Origin of the sequence: Mesorhizobium sp. M0571 (genome assembly GCF_040320985.1) — a bacterium.
GTDB lineage: Bacteria > Pseudomonadota > Alphaproteobacteria > Rhizobiales > Rhizobiaceae > Mesorhizobium.
Map to the genome: position 1 here is coordinate 138,700 of NZ_JAMYQT010000001.1, position 17,185 is coordinate 155,884.

The 17,185-nt window shown below is 63.5% G+C and carries 15 protein-coding genes; 12 read left to right on the top strand and 3 right to left on the bottom strand.

Annotated features, from left to right (window positions below; translation table 11 throughout):
* Positions 1-89: 89 nt before the first annotated feature.
* Complete coding sequence (fsa, locus tag NKI85_RS00685) at positions 90-743, bottom strand: fructose-6-phosphate aldolase (RefSeq protein WP_023800090.1); 654 nt, start codon at positions 741-743, stop codon at positions 90-92.
* Between the two features lie 90 nt (positions 744-833).
* On the opposite strand from fsa, the gene NKI85_RS00690 reads away from it, so the two are divergent.
* The 8 genes from NKI85_RS00690 to lepB all read left to right on the top strand — a co-directional run bounded on the left by NKI85_RS00690 (position 834) and on the right by lepB (position 10,011).
* Entirely contained in the window at positions 834-3,017 is a 2,184-nt protein-coding gene (locus tag NKI85_RS00690) for a primosomal protein N' (RefSeq protein WP_352775197.1), read from the top strand.
* A 108-nt stretch (positions 3,018-3,125) separates the two neighbouring features.
* Positions 3,126-3,521 (top strand): AGROH133_08824 family phage infection protein, encoded by a 396-nt coding sequence (locus NKI85_RS00695; protein WP_352775200.1) that lies wholly within the window; start codon positions 3,126-3,128, stop codon positions 3,519-3,521.
* Positions 3,522-3,766: 245 nt separating this feature from the next.
* Positions 3,767-4,327 carry a F0F1 ATP synthase subunit delta gene (locus NKI85_RS00700; RefSeq protein WP_352775203.1) on the top strand — a complete coding sequence of 187 codons (561 nt, stop codon included), beginning with the start codon at positions 3,767-3,769 and terminating at the stop codon, positions 4,325-4,327.
* Complete coding sequence (gene atpA / locus NKI85_RS00705; RefSeq protein WP_352522950.1) at positions 4,327-5,856, top strand: F0F1 ATP synthase subunit alpha; 1,530 nt, start codon at positions 4,327-4,329, stop codon at positions 5,854-5,856. Before NKI85_RS00700 ends, atpA begins: the two co-directional genes overlap by 1 nt.
* A gap of 32 nt (positions 5,857-5,888) precedes the next feature.
* Complete coding sequence (locus NKI85_RS00710; RefSeq protein ID WP_352775205.1) at positions 5,889-6,773, top strand: F0F1 ATP synthase subunit gamma; 885 nt, start codon at positions 5,889-5,891, stop codon at positions 6,771-6,773.
* 67 nt (positions 6,774-6,840) lie between these two features.
* Positions 6,841-8,409, top strand: coding sequence for a F0F1 ATP synthase subunit beta (gene atpD, locus NKI85_RS00715; protein ID WP_352522948.1), 1,569 nt, complete (start codon positions 6,841-6,843; stop codon positions 8,407-8,409).
* Positions 8,410-8,527: 118 nt separating this feature from the next.
* On the top strand, positions 8,528-8,935 hold the full coding sequence (locus tag NKI85_RS00720) for a F0F1 ATP synthase subunit epsilon (protein WP_352522947.1): 408 nt from the start codon (positions 8,528-8,530) through the stop codon (positions 8,933-8,935).
* 98 nt (positions 8,936-9,033) lie between these two features.
* Entirely contained in the window at positions 9,034-10,011 is a 978-nt protein-coding gene (gene lepB, locus NKI85_RS00725; protein ID WP_502900635.1) for a signal peptidase I, read from the top strand.
* A 2-nt stretch (positions 10,012-10,013) separates the two neighbouring features.
* Here the strand turns inward: lepB and uxuA are convergent, their stop codons facing one another.
* Together uxuA and NKI85_RS00735 are read right to left on the bottom strand one after the other, a co-directional pair.
* Entirely contained in the window at positions 10,014-11,192 is a 1,179-nt protein-coding gene (gene uxuA / locus NKI85_RS00730; RefSeq protein WP_352775209.1) for a mannonate dehydratase, read from the bottom strand.
* Entirely contained in the window at positions 11,189-12,661 is a 1,473-nt protein-coding gene (locus NKI85_RS00735; protein WP_352775211.1) for a mannitol dehydrogenase family protein, read from the bottom strand. The genes uxuA and NKI85_RS00735 overlap by 4 nt, the downstream gene beginning before the upstream one ends.
* A gap of 175 nt (positions 12,662-12,836) precedes the next feature.
* On the opposite strand from NKI85_RS00735, the gene uxaC reads away from it, so the two are divergent.
* The 4 genes from uxaC to NKI85_RS00755 all read left to right on the top strand — a co-directional run bounded on the left by uxaC (position 12,837) and on the right by NKI85_RS00755 (position 17,177).
* Positions 12,837-14,246 carry a glucuronate isomerase gene (gene uxaC / locus NKI85_RS00740; RefSeq protein ID WP_352775214.1) on the top strand — a complete coding sequence of 470 codons (1,410 nt, stop codon included), beginning with the start codon at positions 12,837-12,839 and terminating at the stop codon, positions 14,244-14,246.
* Between the two features lie 37 nt (positions 14,247-14,283).
* The gene (locus tag NKI85_RS00745) at positions 14,284-15,261 is read left to right on the top strand and encodes a TRAP transporter substrate-binding protein (protein WP_352775217.1); all 978 of its coding nucleotides are present in this window, start codon (positions 14,284-14,286) and stop codon (positions 15,259-15,261) included.
* 103 nt (positions 15,262-15,364) lie between these two features.
* On the top strand, positions 15,365-15,892 hold the full coding sequence (locus NKI85_RS00750; RefSeq protein WP_352479635.1) for a TRAP transporter small permease: 528 nt from the start codon (positions 15,365-15,367) through the stop codon (positions 15,890-15,892).
* Between the two features lie 4 nt (positions 15,893-15,896).
* On the top strand, positions 15,897-17,177 hold the full coding sequence (locus tag NKI85_RS00755; protein WP_352522942.1) for a TRAP transporter large permease: 1,281 nt from the start codon (positions 15,897-15,899) through the stop codon (positions 17,175-17,177).
* The last annotated feature ends 8 nt before the right edge of the window (positions 17,178-17,185 follow it).

The following is a 17,185-nucleotide window of genomic DNA, read 5'->3' on the forward strand; positions in this document are numbered from 1 at the left end:
TGGGATTGAAGCGCCCTGTCTGTGGCGGAGTGCGCTATCTGCAAAAAAGGCCGATTGCTCGGCCTTTTTTTCGACGTAGGATATTCGCTTCAGCCGATCGTCTGGCCGGTCTTTGCCCAGTCGGCGAGGAACTGCTCCAGGCCCTTGTCGGTCAGCGGGTGTTTGACCAGCGCCTTGAGCGTCGCCGGCGGCGCGGTGATGACGTCGGCGCCGATCAATGCCGCCTGCTTGACATGGTTCACCGTGCGCACCGAAGCGGTCAGGATCTCGGTCTGGAAATCATAATTGTCGTAGATGGTGCGGATATCGGCAATCAGCTCCATGCCGTCCCAGCCGCTGTCGTCGATGCGGCCGACGAAGGGCGAGATGAAGGAGGCGCCGGCCTTGGCGGCGAGCAACGCCTGGGTGGCCGAAAAGCACAGCGTGACGTTGACCATGCGGCCGTCCGACCGAATGTCCTTGCAGGCTCTCAGGCCGTCGAGCGTCAGCGGCACCTTGATGCAGACATTGTCGGCGATCCTGGCCAGGATCTTGGCCTCCGCCATCATGTCCTTGTATTCGGTGGCGACGACTTCGGCCGAGACCGGGCCCTTGACGATCTCGCAGATCTCTCTTGTGACGTCGGCGATCTTGCCGCCGGATTTCAGGATCAGCGACGGATTGGTGGTTACGCCGTCGAGCAGCCCCAAATCGTTCAGCTCACGGATTTCCTTGACATCGGCGGTGTCGACAAAAAATTTCATGGCGGTCTCCTGAAGATTTTTCATGTGCATGTCATGCACATTTGGGGTCGGACTTTGATCTAGACCAAAGTCGGGGCAAGGTCACGCCTCATGATCGAAGATTCGCCCTTTGTCGCGGCCGCACCGGTGCTGGTGCCGATGCCCGCCGAGCGCCCCTACACCTATGCCGTGCCGGCTGGCATGCGCGTCGTGCCGGGTTCGATCGTGCGCGTTCCGCTTGGGCCCCGCCAAGTCGCTGGCATCGTCTGGGACGGCGCCGTCGAAAAGGTCGACGCGAAGAAATTGCGGCCGATCGAGCAGGTTTTCGACTGCCCGCCGATCGACCACGCGATACGGCGTTTTGTCGATTGGGTGGCGCAGTACACGCTGTCGCCGCCCGGCATGGTGGCGCGCATGCTGCTCAGGGCGCCGGAGGCGTTCGATCCGGAACCGTGGATCGAAGGGCTGCAGCGCACCTTCGCCAAGCCCGATCGAATGACGGAGCCGAGGATGCGCGTGCTGGAGACAGCCGAAGGCGGGCTCGCCTGGACGCGGTCCGGCCTGGCGCATGCGGCAGGCGTATCGTCGTCGGTGGTGGACGGGCTGAGGGCGCAGGGCGTATTCGAGACGGTGATGATCCCGCCGCGGCCGGTGGTCGCAGCACCCGATCCCGGCTACGCCATGCCGACACTGATGCCTGACCAGAGCGATGCCGCCGAGATGCTGCGCGCCAATGTCGCGGCCGGCATATTCGGTGTCACCCTGCTCGACGGTGTAACCGGATCCGGCAAGACGGAGGTCTATTTCGAGGCGGTCGCGGCCGCGCTCGATCGTGGTACGCAGGTGTTGATCCTGCTGCCGGAAATTGCGCTGACCCACGCCTTCCTCGAACGCTTTCAGGAGCGGTTCGGCGCCAAGCCGGCGGAATGGCACTCGGACCTGCCGCCAAGGATGCGCGAACGGGTCTGGCGCCAAGTGGCGGAAGGCGGCGTGCGGGTCGTCGCCGGCGCGCGCTCGGCGCTGTTCCTGCCGTTCAGAGAGCTTGGACTAATCGTCGTCGACGAAGAGCACGACCCCGCCTACAAGCAGGAGGATCGCGTCTTCTACAACGCGCGCGACATGGCCGTGGTGCGCGGCCATATCGGCGGCTTTCCGGTCGTGCTCGCCTCGGCGACACCGTCAGTCGAAAGCCGGGTCAATGCCAGCCAGGGCCGCTACAGCAGGGCGGTGCTTTCGGCGCGCTTCGCTGAGGCAGCACTTCCCGATCTCAAGACGATCGACATGCGTCGCGCGCCGCCGGCACGCGGCGGTTTCCTGTCGCCGGTGTTGCTTGGACAAATGCGGCAGACATTGGAGAAACATGAACAGTCGCTGCTGTTTCTCAACCGGCGCGGCTATGCGCCGCTGACGCTCTGCCGGGTCTGCGGCCACCGCTTTGGCTGTCCGGTTTGCTCGGCCTGGCTGGTCGAGCATCGCTTTCGCGGCCAGCTCGTCTGCCACCATTGCGGGCACAATGAGCGCCGTCCCGAGGCCTGCCCGGAATGCGGCACGCTCGACCATCTGGTCGCCTGCGGGCCGGGTGTCGAGCGCATCGCCGAGGAGGTCGTCGCGCATTTCCCCGATGCCCGCACCATCGTCTTGTCGTCGGACCTGATGGGCGGCGTGCGGCGGCTGCGGCTCGAGCTTGAAGCCATCGCCAATGGCGAGGCCGACATCGTCATCGGCACGCAACTCGTCGCCAAGGGCCATAATTTCCCCAACATGACGCTGGTCGGTGTGGTCGATGCTGATCTCGGCCTTGCCAATGGCGACCCGCGTGCCGCCGAGCGCACCTTCCAACTGCTCAGCCAGGTGACCGGCCGCGCCGGCCGCACCGGCAAGAAGAGCCTTGGCCTGCTGCAGACCTTCCAGCCCGACCATCCGGTGATGCGGGCGATCGTCTCCGGCGATGCCGAGGCCTTTTACGAACGCGAGATCGCCGAACGCGAGCGGGCGGGGCTGCCGCCCTTCGGCCGGCTGGCCGGCGTCATCGTCAGCGCGGCGACGCGCGCCGAAGCCGAGGCGCACGCCCGCGGCCTGCGCCGTGCCGTGCCGCAGTCTTCCGACCTGTTCGTGCTCGGCCCGGCCGAGGCGCCGCTGTCGCTGATCGGCGGCCGCCATCGCTTTCGCCTGCTGATCCAGGGCGAGCGGCGCGCCGACATGCAAGGATTCGTCCACACCATGCTGGCCGAAGGACCGAAGATACGGGGCTCGGTGCGTGTCCAGGTCGACATCGACCCGCAGAGCTTTTTGTGAAGGGGCTCAGAGGACAGGCTTCCGTAATTTGCCGATGCCCATCTGGCGTATGTCTCTTGCTTCGTTAGAATGCCCGAAATTTTGAATATGCATTTACGAGGGGACAACATGGAATTTGCGTTTCCGTGGCCGATGAGCCAGGGCGAGTGGCTGGCATGGTCGAGCGCCGTGGTGACCTTGCTGTTCGGCCTGCTGCTGTTCCTGGCGCCAGGGTTGGCCTTCCGGATCCTGCGGCTGCAGGTCAAGCCCGAGAAGGCGGCGGCGATCGCCGAAGGTCGCGGCAGGATGTCGGGCTTCTATCTCGGCGTCAGCCTGTGCTGCATCCTCCTGGCGCAGCCGCTGCTCTATATGGCGCTCGGCTTCTCCTGGCTGTTCACCGCCTTCGGCCGGCTGCTGTCGATGATGTCGGACGGCGCCAACACGCCGTTCAACTGGGCCTCCATCGTCATCGAGCTGGTGCTGGCGGCGTTACCGCTTGCCTTCGCCTTCGGCTTTTTGCCCTGAATCAGGGACCAATCCGGGGTTGGTTGCTGAACTCGGCCACCGGATGCGACAATAGTGCCTGAAAACCATGCCGGACGACGCATTGCGGTCTGAAAATGCCTGTGCTAGACGGCAATCGACTTTCGACCGGGGATAGCGGAAGCCGCGCCTCCGTGCTTGGAAAAATGCAGTAAGGTCAAAGATTTAGCCAGAGTTTTCGCTCGCGCCAACAATCTGCGCCTGTCAGACAAGAGAAAAGACGGTCCGTGGCCCAATCGTCATCGCCAATCTCAGGTGTCGCAGAACGCTATGCGGGTTCGCTGTTCGAACTCGCGCTGCAGGCCAATTCGGTCGCCAGCGTCGAGGCCGACCTCAACAGTTTCGAAGCGATGCTCGAAGGCAGCGCTGACCTTTCGCGGCTGATCAGGAGCCCGGTCTTCTCCAGCGAGGACCAGGCCAAGGCGATCGCCGCGATCGCCGACAGAGCAGGGATCACCGGCCTCACCGGCAACTTCCTGCGCGTCGTTGCCCAGAACCGCCGGCTGTTCGCCATGCCCGGCATGATCAAGGCGTTCCGCCAGATTGCCGCCGAACACCGCGGCGAGACCGCCGCCGAGGTTACCTCGGCGCATGCGCTGACGCCTGCCCAGGAAACCGAGCTGAAAGCGGCGCTGAAAAGCGTCGCCGGCAAGGATGTGGCGATCACGGTCACCGTCGACCCGTCGCTGCTCGGCGGACTGGTGGTCAAAATCGGCTCGCGCCAGATAGATACGTCGCTCAAAACCAAACTCAATTCGCTCAAGCTTGCACTGAAAGAGGTCGGCTGATGGACATCCGCGCCGCGGAAATTTCCGCAATTCTGAAAGACCAGATCAAGAATTTCGGCAAGGAGGCCGAGGTCTCCGAAGTCGGCCAGGTGCTGTCCGTCGGTGACGGCATCGCCCGCGTCTACGGCCTCGACAATGTCCAGGCCGGCGAGATGGTCGAGTTCCCCGGCGGCATCCGCGGCATGGCGCTCAACCTCGAAGCCGACAATGTCGGCGTCGTCATCTTCGGCGCCGACCGCGACATCAAGGAAGGCGATACCGTCAAACGCACCGGCGCCATCGTTGACGCGCCTGTCGGCATGGGCCTGCTCGGTCGCGTCGTCGACGCGCTCGGCAACCCGATCGACGGCAAGGGCCCGATCCAGGCGACTGAACGCAAGCGCGTCGACGTCAAGGCGCCCGGCATCATCCCACGCAAATCGGTGAACGAGCCGATGTCGACCGGCCTCAAGGCCATCGATGCGCTCATCCCGGTCGGTCGCGGCCAGCGCGAGCTGGTCATCGGCGACCGCCAGACCGGCAAGACCGCGATCATCCTCGACACCATGCTCAACCAGAAATCGGTGCACGACAACGGCCCAGAGAAGGAAAAGCTGTACTGCGTCTACGTCGCCGTCGGCCAGAAGCGCTCGACCGTCGCGCAGTTCGTCAAGGTGCTGGAAGAGCGCGGCGCGCTCGACTATTCGATCATCGTCGCCGCCACCGCGTCCGATCCGGCGCCAATGCAGTTCCTGGCGCCGTTCACCGCATGCACCATGGGCGAATATTTCCGCGACAACGGCATGCACGCGCTGATCAGCTACGACGATCTGTCGAAGCAGGCCGTCGCCTATCGCCAGATGTCGCTGCTGCTGCGCCGTCCCCCGGGCCGCGAGGCCTATCCTGGCGACGTCTTCTACCTGCACTCGCGCCTGCTCGAGCGCGCCGCCAAGCTCAACGACGACAATGGCGGCGGGTCGCTGACGGCGCTGCCGATCATCGAAACGCAGGCCAACGACGTGTCGGCCTACATCCCCACCAACGTCATCTCGATCACCGACGGCCAGATCTTCCTGGAAACCAATCTGTTCTTCCAGGGCGTCCGCCCGGCGGTCAATGTCGGTCTTTCGGTGTCGCGTGTCGGCTCTTCGGCGCAGATCAAAGCGATGAAGCAGGTCGCCGGCTCGATCAAGGGCGAGTTGGCGCAGTATCGCGAAATGGCTGCTTTCGCGCAGTTCGGCTCCGATCTCGACGCCGCCACGCAGCGCCTGCTCAACCGCGGCGCGCGCCTGACCGAGCTGTTGAAGCAGCCGCAATTCTCGCCACTGAAGGTCGAGGAACAGGTCGCGGTGATCTTCGCCGGCGTCAACGGTTACCTCGACAAACTGGCGGTCAATCAGGTCGGCAAGTTCGAGCATGGCCTGTTGTCGCATATGCGCTCGGCCGGCAAGGACGTGCTCGACGGCATCCGCAAGGAGAAGGCGCTGTCAGACGATCTGCGCGCCAGGCTGAAGGCAGAGATCGACGCCTTCGCCAAGACCTTTGCTTGAGTGGGCCGGACGGACGGGATCAGGTTTGAAGCATGCCTTCATTAAAAGACCTTCGTAACCGTATCGCCTCGGTCAAGGCGACGCAGAAGATCACCAAGGCGATGCAGATGGTCGCCGCGGCCAAGCTGCGTCGCGCGCAGGAAGCAGCGGAAGCGGCGCGTCCCTATTCCGAGCGGATGGGCGCGGTGCTGGCCAATATCACCCAGGCGATCGGCGGCGGCGGCGATGCCCCGACGCTGATGACCGGCACCGGCAAGGACGACGTGCATCTGCTTGTCGTCTGCACGGCCGAACGTGGCCTGTGCGGCGGTTTCAATTCGCAGATCGCTCGTCTTGCCCGGGAGCATATCCGCAAGCTTCTGGCCGACGGCAAGCAGGTCAAGATCATCTGCGTCGGCAAGAAGGGATTTGACATCCTGCGCCGCGACTACGGGGCGCTGATCCTCGATCGTGTCGATCTGCGTGAGGTCAAGACGCTGGGCTTCGTCAATGCCGATGCCATCGCCAGAAAGGTCATCCACCTGTTCAACGAGGGCGGTTTCGATATCTGCACGTTGTTCTATTCGCAGTTCAAGTCGGTGATCAGCCAGATCCCGACGACGCAGCAGATCATTCCGGCGGGCGTGCCTTCGGCTGCCGCTGAAGGGACGGATGGCGGTAGCGCCGTCTACGAATATGAGCCGGAGCCGGGCGAAATCCTCGCCGACCTCATCCCGCGCAACATTTCCGTGCAGGTTTTTCGCGCGCTGCTTGAAAATGCGGCCGGCGAGATGGGCGCCAAGATGAGCGCCATGGACAATGCGACGCGCAACGCCGGCGACATGATCAACAAATTGTCGATCACCTACAACCGCCAGCGGCAGGCGCAGATCACCAAGGAATTGATCGAAATCATTTCGGGCGCCGAGGCGCTCTAGGCACGCTCCCAAGACGGTCATCGACCGCGAGCGTGTGAGAAACAAAGAGACGAAAAGGGTAAAGACGATGGCGAAAGCAGCGACCCCCCAGAAGGCGGCTCCGAAGACCGCGGCACCAGCGAAGGCTCCGGCAGCAGCAAAGGCCGCTCCGGCCAAGAAAGTGGCGGCACCCGCCAAGGCTGCCGCGGCGAATACGCCGGCCGTTACCATCAAGAGGACTGGCTTGGCGGGCAAGGTTCGCCAGGTCATCGGCGCTGTTGTCGACGTGCAGTTCGGCGAACATCTGCCGGCGATTCTGAACGCGATTGAGACGATCAATGTCGGCAATCGCCTGGTGCTCGAAGTGGCCCAGCATCTCGGTGAGAACACCGTGCGCTGCATCGCCATGGACTCGACCGAAGGTCTGGTTCGCGGCCAGGACGTCTATGACACCGGCGCGCCGATCACCGTGCCGGTCGGCCCCGGCATGCTCGGCCGCATCATCAACGTCATCGGCGAACCGGTCGATGAGGCAGGTCCGGTCGACGGCATCGAGATGCGCTCGATCCACCAGCCGGCTCCAACCTATGTCGAGCAGTCGACGGAAGCACAGATCCTGGTCACCGGCATCAAGGTTCTCGACCTGCTTGCGCCCTATGCCCGCGGTGGCAAGATCGGCCTGTTCGGCGGCGCCGGCGTCGGCAAGACGGTGCTGATTCAGGAACTGATCAACAACGTCGCCAAGGCACATGGCGGCTTCTCGGTGTTCGCCGGCGTCGGCGAGCGCACCCGCGAAGGCAACGACCTCTATCACGAGTTCATCGAGTCCGGCGTCAACAAGAAGGGCGGCGGCGAAGGCTCCAAGGCCGCACTCGTCTATGGGCAGATGAACGAGCCGCCGGGCGCGCGCGCCCGCGTCGGCCTGACCGGCCTGACGGTTGCCGAATATTTCCGCGACCAGGGCCAGGACGTGCTGTTCTTCGTCGACAACATCTTCCGCTTCACGCAGGCGGGCTCTGAAGTGTCGGCTCTGCTCGGCCGTATTCCGTCGGCCGTCGGCTATCAGCCGACGCTGGCCACCGACATGGGCGCTCTGCAGGAGCGCATCACGACGACGACCAAGGGCTCGATTACTTCGGTGCAGGCGATCTACGTGCCTGCCGACGATCTGACCGACCCGGCGCCGGCGACTTCGTTCGCCCACCTCGACGCGACGACCGTGCTCAACCGCGCGATCTCGGAAAAGGGCATCTATCCGGCGGTCGATCCCCTCGATTCGACCTCGCGCATGCTCGACCCGATGGTTGTCGGCGAGGAGCACTACCAGGTCGCGCGCCAGGTGCAGTCGATCCTCCAGCGCTACAAATCGCTGCAGGACATTATCGCCATCCTGGGCATGGACGAGCTGTCGGAAGAGGACAAGCAGACGGTGGCCCGCGCCCGCAAGATCGAGCGCTTCCTGTCGCAGCCCTTCTTCGTCGCCGAAGTGTTCACCGGCGCGCCGGGCAAGCTGGTCGACCTCGCCGACACCATCAAGGGCTTCAAGGGCCTCTGCAACGGCGACTACGACCACCTGCCGGAGGCCGCCTTCTACATGGTCGGCGGCATCGAAGAAGCGGTCGAGAAGGCACAGCGCCTGGCGGCTGAAGCGGCTTGATGGTGAATGGTCAATAGTGAATTGTGAATAGGGAGTAGCGGACAGGAAATCGGGGCTGAGTGAAGGGCATTCTTTCTCACCATTCACCATTCACCATTCACCATTCGCTAAATTGATCATGCCTGAAGCTTTCAAATTTGAACTGGTCTCGCCGGAGCGCCTGCTGGTTTCCGAGCAGGTCGAGTCCGTCGTCATTCCGGGTGTCGAAGGCGAGATGACCGTGATGGCGCATCACGCACCGGTCATGACCACGATCAAGCCCGGCGTCGTCACGCTGAAGACCGCTTCCGGCAAGGAAGAGCGCTATGTGGTGTTCGGCGGCTTTGCCGACATCGTTCCGGCCGGCTGTACGCTGCTCGCAGAATCGGCTGTAGCGGTCGGCGATATCGACCGCGCCGATCTTGCCCGCCGCATCCAGGAGGCGAGGGAAGACGCCGCCGACGCCAGGGACGATCAGACCCGCAGCAAGGCCGAGCAGTTCCTTAACCAGCTCACGACGCTGGAAGGTGCCATCCTGCCGGCTTGAAGCGAAGATCAGTTCGGCTTTTGAGAAAGCGAGGCTTGCCTCGCTTTTTTATTTGATGGACAGTCCGGCTGCCTGCGCATTGGCATTGAGGGGTGGCCGTGACGGAAGAAACAGCGCGACGAGAAACAGCCTCGCGATCCCTGTGGTCGACGGCCCTGGTGTCAGCCTTTGGCGGTCCGTTCGGCGGCTTTCTGTGGATCGGCAGTGGCAAACTGGCGGTCGCCAGCGTGGTGGTGATCAGCGCCGTCGTTTTCGCGCTTATTTACATCGGCTTTCCGGTATTGCCTGGCGTCGATCCTGCTTGGTGGGCCAATTTTTCAGGGATCGGTTTGATGGCCCTGTGGGCAGCGATCGTTGTTCCCTTCGCGCACCGGTTCAAGCCGGACAGATGGTACGCGCATGGGCTTTCGGTGCTGGTGCTCGTCTTTCTGACCTCGTATCCGGCTGCATTCGCAATACGCGCGTTCCTGTTCCAGCCTTTTTCGATTCCCTCCAGCAGCATGGTGCCGACGTTGCAGGAAGGCGACTATCTCTTCGTCTCCAAAATGGCATACGGCTACAGCCGCTACAGCGTGCCGTTCAACCTGCTTCCCGTTGATGGACGTTTATTCGGCGCGGAACCCAAAAGGGGAGATGTGGCTGTATTCAAGTTCCCGCCCGATCCGAGCGTGGACTACATCCAGCGGATCGTCGGCCTTCCGGACGAAAAGATCCAGATCATCGACGGGGTGCTTCACATCAACGATGTCGCGGTGGGACTCGACAATATCGGTACTTTTTCGTCCGACGAATTCTCGAGAGCCAAACTCCAAAGCGAAACCTTGCCGGGGGGTGTCACCCATTCCGTTCTCAACCTCACCGACAACTCGATCGGCGACAATACGCGCGTGTTTGAGGTGCCCGAAGGCCACTACTTCGTGCTTGGTGACAATCGCGACAATGCCTCCGACAGCCGGTTCAGTGTCGGGTTTGTTCCCTATGAAAATCTGGTCGGCAAGGCTGTGCGGCTATTCTGGAATTCCAAAAGTACCGATTATTCGTCTCGACAGACGCCGAACGGCCAGGCGAGCAAATAGCCTTACACGGTCAGCGCCTCCACCGCGCGCATGACGCCGCGCAGTTCGGCGAGGCCCTTCAGCCGGCCGATGCAGGAATAGCCGGGGTTCACCTTCTTGCCGATGTCGTCGACGATGGCATGGCCATGGTCGGGACGCATCGGGATCTGCCAGTCCGCCCTGCCTGCCGCCTTGCGTCGCCGTTCTTCGCCAATCAGCGCCGACACGACCGCCACCATGTCGGTGTCGCCGTCGAGGTGCTCGGCTTCGTGGAAGGAGCCGTCGGGCTCCTTGGTGACGTTGCGCAGATGAGCGAAATGGACGTTTTCGGCGAAAGCCCTGGCCATGGCCGGCAGATCGTTCTGGGCGCCCGCGCCATAGGAGCCGGTGCACAGCGTCAGCCCGTTAGCCGGTGAAGCGACGGCGTCAAGCAGCGCGCGGGCATCGGCTGCCTTGGAAACGATGCGCGGCAGGCCGAACAGCGAAAAGGGCGGATCGTCCGGATGGATCGCCATCCTGACGCCGGCCTCTTCGGCCACCGGCACGATCTCGCGCAGGAAGGCAAACAGGTTTTCACGCAGTCCTTCGGTGGAGACGTCCTTGTAGAGGTCGAGCGCGCGGCGGAAACTTGCCCGATCGAAGATGAATTCGCGCGCCGGCACCCAGCCGATCAGGTTGCGCTCCAGCCTTGCCTTGTCGCTTTCGCTCATGCCTTGCAGCCGAGCACGCGCGGCCTCGATACGGGCCGGCGGGTGATCGGCCTCGGCCCCTTTTCGCTCGAGGATGAAGACGTCATAGGCGCAGAGTTCGACGACATCGAAGCGCAGCGCCGTGCCGCCATGCGGCATCGGATAATCGAGGTCGGTGCGCGTCCAGTCGGTGATCGCCATGAAATTATAGCAGACGGTGTTGATGCCGGCGACGGCGACGGCGCGGATCGAGGCCTTATAATTGTCGATCAGGGCGCGCCAGTCGCCGCTGCGGGTCTTGATGTCCTCATGGACGACGATGCTCTCGACCACGTCCCAGGTCAGGCTTGCTGCCTCGATCTCGGCCTTACGCCTGGCGATCTCGTCCGCCGGCCAGGCGCGCCCGTCATTGAGGTGGTGCAGCGCGCTGACGATGCCGACGGCACCGGCCTGACGGACATGGGCAAGCGTCACCGGATCGTCGGGGCCGAACCAGCGCCAGGTCTGTCTCATGGCTTCTCACTCCCTATGCCAAGTGCGGCGAAAGCAGCGGCAGGCCCGCCCCGCCGCAGGCGTTCGAGATGGGCTGCCGTCAGGTCGATCAGTGTCATGCGCTGTGAATGGTCCTTGGCGAAGCCAGCCAGATCGAACACCGCCGCCACAGTTTCCACCCGGCTGCCGAGCGCAGTGAGTCGAGTATCGAGCGGGTCGGTGAAATGGGCTTCCGGCAGGGTTTTGCCGCGCGCCTCGCAAGCGGCGATCCAGGCGGCCACCACCAGCATCAGATGCGCGGGCGGGTCGCCGGCGCCCAGCCGCTCGACGGCCGAGGCGACGATGCGCTGCGGCAGCTTCTGGCTGCCGTCATTGGCGATCTGCGCGGTGCGATGGGCGAGCGCCGTGTTCGAGTAGCGTTCGGCGAGCTGGGCGGTGTAGCTGGCCGTATCGAGCCCGGCGTCCTGCGGCAGCGTCGGGATGGCCTCGGCCCACAGTCCGTCGACGAATTGCCGGATCGCCGGATCGGCAAAGGCGCGGTCGACCGTTTCGTAGCCGCTGAGCAGGCCGAGATAGGCGATTGCCGAATGCGAGCCGTTGAGCAGCCGCAGCTTCATGTCTTCGAACGGCCCGACATCGCCTACCATGGTGACGCCGAACTTTTCCCATGCCGGCCTGCCCGCCGGGAAATCGTCCTCGACCACCCATTGGCAGAACGGCTCGGTCATCACCGGCCAGGCATCCTCGACGCCGAGCTCGACGGCGATACGCGCCCGGTCGACGTCGGTGGTTGCCGGCACGATGCGGTCAACCATGCTCGACGGAAAGGCGACGCCGTCGGCGATGTGGCCGGCGAGGCCGGGATCGCGCAGTGCGGCGAATTCGACCAGCAGGCGGTGCAGCGTGGCGCCGTTGGCCGGAAGGTTGTCGCAGCAGAGCACGGTGAAAGGCTGGATGCCGGCGGCACGGCGGCGCGAGAGCGCTTCGGCCAGGAAACCATGCGCCGTCCGGGGCATTTGCGGGTTAGCCAGATCGTGGACGATGTCGGGATGTGTGCTGTCCAGACTGCCGCCGGCTGCTCTCAAATAGGCCTTTTCGGTGATCGTCAGCGTGATGATGCGCGTGCGCGGATCGGTTAGAACGGCGAGTACCGCAGCCGGATCTTCCGGCGCCACCAGCAGCGACAGGATCGAGCCGACGACGCGCAGCTCTTCACTGCCGCTGCCCCTGATCGCAAGCGTGTAGAGCCCATCTTGTGGCGCCAGCGCGTCGCGCGTGTCTGGACTGCGCAAGGAGACGCCGACAATACCCCAGTCCGCCTCTCCTGCCGCCAGGCAGTCGTCGACATAGGCAGCCTGATGAGCGCGATGGAATGCGCCGACGCCGAGATGGACGATGCCCGGCGCGATGCCGCCGCGGTCGTAGCGGGGAACCGCGACCGAAGCCGGCAGTGCCTTCAGCGTGCTGTTGGAAAGGCGTCTATTGGTCATTGCGCGGCGTGTCTTATCGAGATTGTTTGGTCACTGTTGGCAGGCGAGGTAACACCCGTTGCCGTCCCGCACAATGGGCAATGGGCGTCGAAAAGTCATCATACAACAACCCAATTTTTGTATGTTGACATTATTTCTTCCCGACCCTACCGATGTCCGGATTGGGAGAATTTACGTGGCGGCATTGACGGATCCGGATTTGCTATTTGCCGCCGAGGCGCGCCCGCTTTCGCTGGCTCGCGATCTCTATGCCGCGGTCAAGGACCTGCCGATCGTCAGCCCGCACGGCCACACCGATCCGCGCTGGTACGCGCTGAACGAGGCGTTTCCCGACCCAGCGCAATTGCTGATCGTGCCGGACCACTACATTTTCCGCATGCTGTTCAGCCAGGGCGTTCGGCTTGAGGAGATTGGCGTGCCGACGCTTGACGGCTTGCCGGTCGAGACCGACGGCAGGGCGATCTGGCGGCGCTTCGCCGAGCATTATTATCTGTTCCGCGGCACGCCGACCCGGCTGTGGTTCGACCATGTGCTCGCCCATCTGTTCGGCATCGACGAGCCGCTGAATGCCAAGACAGCCGACCGCCACTACGACACCATCGCGACGCTGCTGCAGCGTGAAGACTACCGTCCCCGGGCTCTGTTCGAGCGCTTCAACATCGAGGTCATCGCGACGACGGAGGGCGCGCTCGATGATCTCCAATGGCACCGGACCATCCGCGACAGCGGCTGGCAGGGCCGCGTCGTCACAGCCTACCGGCCGGATGCGGTCGTCGATCCCGATTTCGAAGGCTTTTCGGCCAATCTCGACCGCCTTGGCGATATCACCGGCTGCGACACCGGCAATTGGACCGGCTATCTCGATGCGCATCGCCAACGGCGGGCCCTCTTTAAGAGTTTTGGCGCGACTTCGTCCGATCACGGCCATCCAACGGCCGACACCGCCAATCTCTCGGATGCCGCCGCCGAGGAGCTGTTCAACCACATTCGGCGGGGCTCGGACGACGAGCGCGAGCGAAAGCTGTTTCGCGCCCAGATGCTGACCGAGATGGCCAAGATGAGCCGCGACGACGGGCTGGTCCTGCAGATCCATCCCGGCTCCTGGCGCAATCATTCGCCGGCTATCTTTCAGAAGTTCGGCAGGGACAAAGGCTTCGATATTCCGACCCGAACCGACTATGTGACGGCGCTGAAGCCGCTGCTCGACTGCGTCGGGCTGGAGCGCGACCTCACCATCATCCTCTTCACGCTCGACGAGACCAGCTATGCGCGCGAGCTGGCGCCGCTCGCCGGCGTCTACCCGGCATTGAAGCTCGGGCCGGCCTGGTGGTTCCACGACAGCCCCGAAGGCATGCGCCGGTTCCGTGAGATGACCACCGAAACGGCCGGTTTCTACAACACCGTCGGTTTCAACGACGACACCCGCGCCTTTCCATCCATACCGGCCCGCCATGATGTGGCGCGCCGGGTCGATTGCGCTTTTCTGGCGCGTCTCGTCGCCGAGCATCGGCTCGGCGAGGACGAGGCGCACGAGCTGGCGCAGGAACTTGCCTATACGCTCGCGAAAAAAGCGTACCGGCTCTAACGGCGCTTGCCGCCATCGTTCAAACGGGAGGAAACCAATGCTGCATTTTTCTAGACTAGCGGGAGCTACGCTACTTGCCGCCGCACTGATGACCGGATCGGCAAGCGCCCAGACGGTTTTGCGCTCGTCCGACACGCACCCGGACGGCTATCCGACGGTCGAGGCGGTCAAATATTTCGGCGAGCTCGTGAAAGAGCGCACGGCCGGCCGCTATGTGGTCGAGCTCTATCCTTCCGCGCAACTCGGCGAGGAAAAGGACACGATCGAGCAGGTGCGCACCGGCGTGATCGACCTCAACCGCGTCTCGATGGCGCCGTTCAACGGGCTCATCCCCGAAACCACCATACCCTCGCTGCCCTACATCTTCCGTTCGGAAGACCATATGCACAAGGTCATGGACGGAGCGATCGGCGACCAGATCGCCGCGGCGTTCGACCAGGTCGGGCTGGTGTTGCTCGCCTTTTACGACGGCGGCTCGCGCTCCTTCTACAATTCGAAGAAGCCGATCAACTCTGTAGCCGATATGGCCGGCATGAAGTTCCGCGTCATCCAGTCCGACATCTTCGTCGACATGGTGGCGGCACTCGGCGCCAACGCGACACCGATGCCGTATGGCGAAGTGTATTCGGCGATCGAGACCGGGGTCATCGACGGCGCGGAGAACAATTTTCCGAGCTACGACACCGCCAAGCATGCGGAAGTCGCCAAGTACTATTCGCTCGACGAGCACACGATGGTGCCGGAAGCCTTCGTCATGGCGAAGTCGAGCTGGGACAAGCTGACGCCGGAAGACCAGGCGATCTTCAAGGCGGCCGCCAAGGAAAGCGTCGCCAAGCAGCGCGAGCTGTGGACCGCCAAGGTCAAGGAATCGCGTGCCAAGGTCGAGGCGGCCGGGTCGCAGATCACGACGCCGGACAAGCAGCCCTTCATCGACGCGATGGGGCCGGTCTACGAGAAGCACGTCAAGGACGACAAGCTGAAGGCCATGGTCGCAGCCATCAAGGCCGTGCAGTGATCAAGCGGCGGCGCGGGCATTCCGCGCCGCCATCCTCTTCGGGAGAAAACCGGTGACTTCCAGCCCAAAACCAAGACCGCCCCTGTCCGGCGTCGCGCGCGTGATGTCGCGCGTCAGCACGGCGGCGCTGTCGATCGCCGGCATCGGGCTGGTGCTGATGACCGCCTTCGTCGCCTGGCAGGTGTTCGGCCGCTATGTTCTGAACCGCTCGCCGAGCTGGACCGAGCCGGGCTCGGTGATGCTGATGAGCTGGTTCATTTTCCTCGGCGCTGCCGTCGGCGTGCGCGAGAACTATCACCTCGGCTTCGACGTCCTGCTCTACGTGCTGCCGAAAGGCGGCAAGCGCTGGCTGAGGATGATTTCGGACCTCGTCGCGCTCGCCTTCGGCATCGGCATGATCTGGTATGGCAGCCAGCTGGTCGCATTGACCTGGGGCTCTACCTTGCCGTCACTCGGCATATCGGGGGGCTGGGATTACGTCCCGCTTGTCGCGGGAGGCGCGCTCATCGTGCTCTTCACGCTGGAGCGCATCGTGCTTCGCCTCTCCGGTGCGCCGATCGACGATGCCCTCGATGAACTGCCGCCGGCCGAAGTCGCAGCCGAACTCGACACCGCGAACGTGAAGGTCTGACGCCATGGAACTCTGGATTCTCTTCGGCGTCTTCACCCTGCTGATGCTTATCGGCACGCCGATCGCTTTCTGCCTCGGCGTCGCAAGCTTTGCCACCGTCCTCTATATGGGCCTGCCGCCGCTCATCGTATTCCAGCGACTGAATTCCGGCATGAGCGTTTTTTCGCTGCTGGCCATTCCGTTTTTCATCTACGCCGGCGACTTGATGGTGCGCGGCGGCATCGCCAGCAAGATCGTTGCCTTCGCCGGCTCGCTCGTCGGCCATTTGCGCGGCGGCCTCGGGCAGGTCAACATCGCCACCGCTACATTGTTCGGCGGCATTTCGGGCTCCGCGGTGGCGGAGGCAGCGGCGGTAGGCGGCTTAATGATTCCGCAGATGAAGGCGCGTGGATATGGAGCGGACTACGCCGTCAATGTCACGTCGATGGCGGCGCTGATCGCGCTGCTCCTGCCGCCGTCGCACAACATGATAATCTACTCGATCTCGGCAGGCGGAAAGATCTCCATCGCCGATTTGTTCACGGCCGGCATCATTCCAGGCCTGCTACTGGCCCTGTCACTGATGGTCACCGCCTATTTCGTGGCGCGCTCCCGCGGCTATCCGACCGAGCCGTTTCCGGGCTTCACCGCCGTCGCGCATCTCTTTGCTGTCGCGGTGCCCGGCCTGCTGCTGATCGCGATCATCTTCGGCGGCGTACGATCGGGCGTCTTCACGGCCACCGAGAGTTCCTGTATCGCCGTCATCTATGCGTTGCTCGTGACTGTCTTCGTTTACCGGCAGATGACCTGGGAAGGGTTCGTTCATGCCACCCATGGCGCCGTGCGCACCACGGCCATGGTGCTGCTCATCATCGGCATGGCGGCGGCGTTCTCGTGGTTGATGGCCTTCCTGAAAGTGCCGGCAGCGCTCATCGCCTCCATGAACGCGATCTCGGACGATCCGCTGGTCGTGCTTCTCCTGCTCAACCTCTTGATGCTGTTCCTCGGCACCTTCATGGACATGGGGCCGACGATAATCATTTGCACGCCGATCTTCCTACCCGTGGCGCAGGCCTACGGCGTCGATCCGGTGCATTTCGGCGTCATCATGATCCTCAATTTCGGCATCGGGCTGAACACGCCGCCGGTGGGCGCAGTGCAGTTCGTGGCGTGCGCAGTAGGCAAGATATCCGTCTGGGAATCGATGCGCTCGATCTGGCCGTTCTATGGCGCAGGCCTCGTGGTGCTGGCGCTCGTCACATACATTCCGGCCATTTCGCTATGGCTGCCGAGCGTCTTCAAATAGGGGGTGCG

Coding starts and splice junctions, on each gene's coding strand:
- fsa (WP_023800090.1), bottom strand. CDS start 743: ATGAAATTTTTTGTCGACACCGCCGATGTCAAGGAAATCCGTGAGCTG.
- NKI85_RS00690 (WP_352775197.1), top strand. CDS start 834: ATGATCGAAGATTCGCCCTTTGTCGCGGCCGCACCGGTGCTGGTGCCG.
- NKI85_RS00695 (WP_352775200.1), top strand. CDS start 3,126: ATGGAATTTGCGTTTCCGTGGCCGATGAGCCAGGGCGAGTGGCTGGCA.
- atpA (WP_352522950.1), top strand. CDS start 4,327: ATGGACATCCGCGCCGCGGAAATTTCCGCAATTCTGAAAGACCAGATC.
- NKI85_RS00710 (WP_352775205.1), top strand. CDS start 5,889: ATGCCTTCATTAAAAGACCTTCGTAACCGTATCGCCTCGGTCAAGGCG.
- atpD (WP_352522948.1), top strand. CDS start 6,841: ATGGCGAAAGCAGCGACCCCCCAGAAGGCGGCTCCGAAGACCGCGGCA.
- NKI85_RS00720 (WP_352522947.1), top strand. CDS start 8,528: ATGCCTGAAGCTTTCAAATTTGAACTGGTCTCGCCGGAGCGCCTGCTG.
- uxuA (WP_352775209.1), bottom strand. CDS start 11,192: ATGAGACAGACCTGGCGCTGGTTCGGCCCCGACGATCCGGTGACGCTT.
- NKI85_RS00735 (WP_352775211.1), bottom strand. CDS start 12,661: ATGACCAATAGACGCCTTTCCAACAGCACGCTGAAGGCACTGCCGGCT.
- NKI85_RS00745 (WP_352775217.1), top strand. CDS start 14,284: ATGCTGCATTTTTCTAGACTAGCGGGAGCTACGCTACTTGCCGCCGCA.
- NKI85_RS00750 (WP_352479635.1), top strand. CDS start 15,365: ATGTCGCGCGTCAGCACGGCGGCGCTGTCGATCGCCGGCATCGGGCTG.
- NKI85_RS00755 (WP_352522942.1), top strand. CDS start 15,897: ATGGAACTCTGGATTCTCTTCGGCGTCTTCACCCTGCTGATGCTTATC.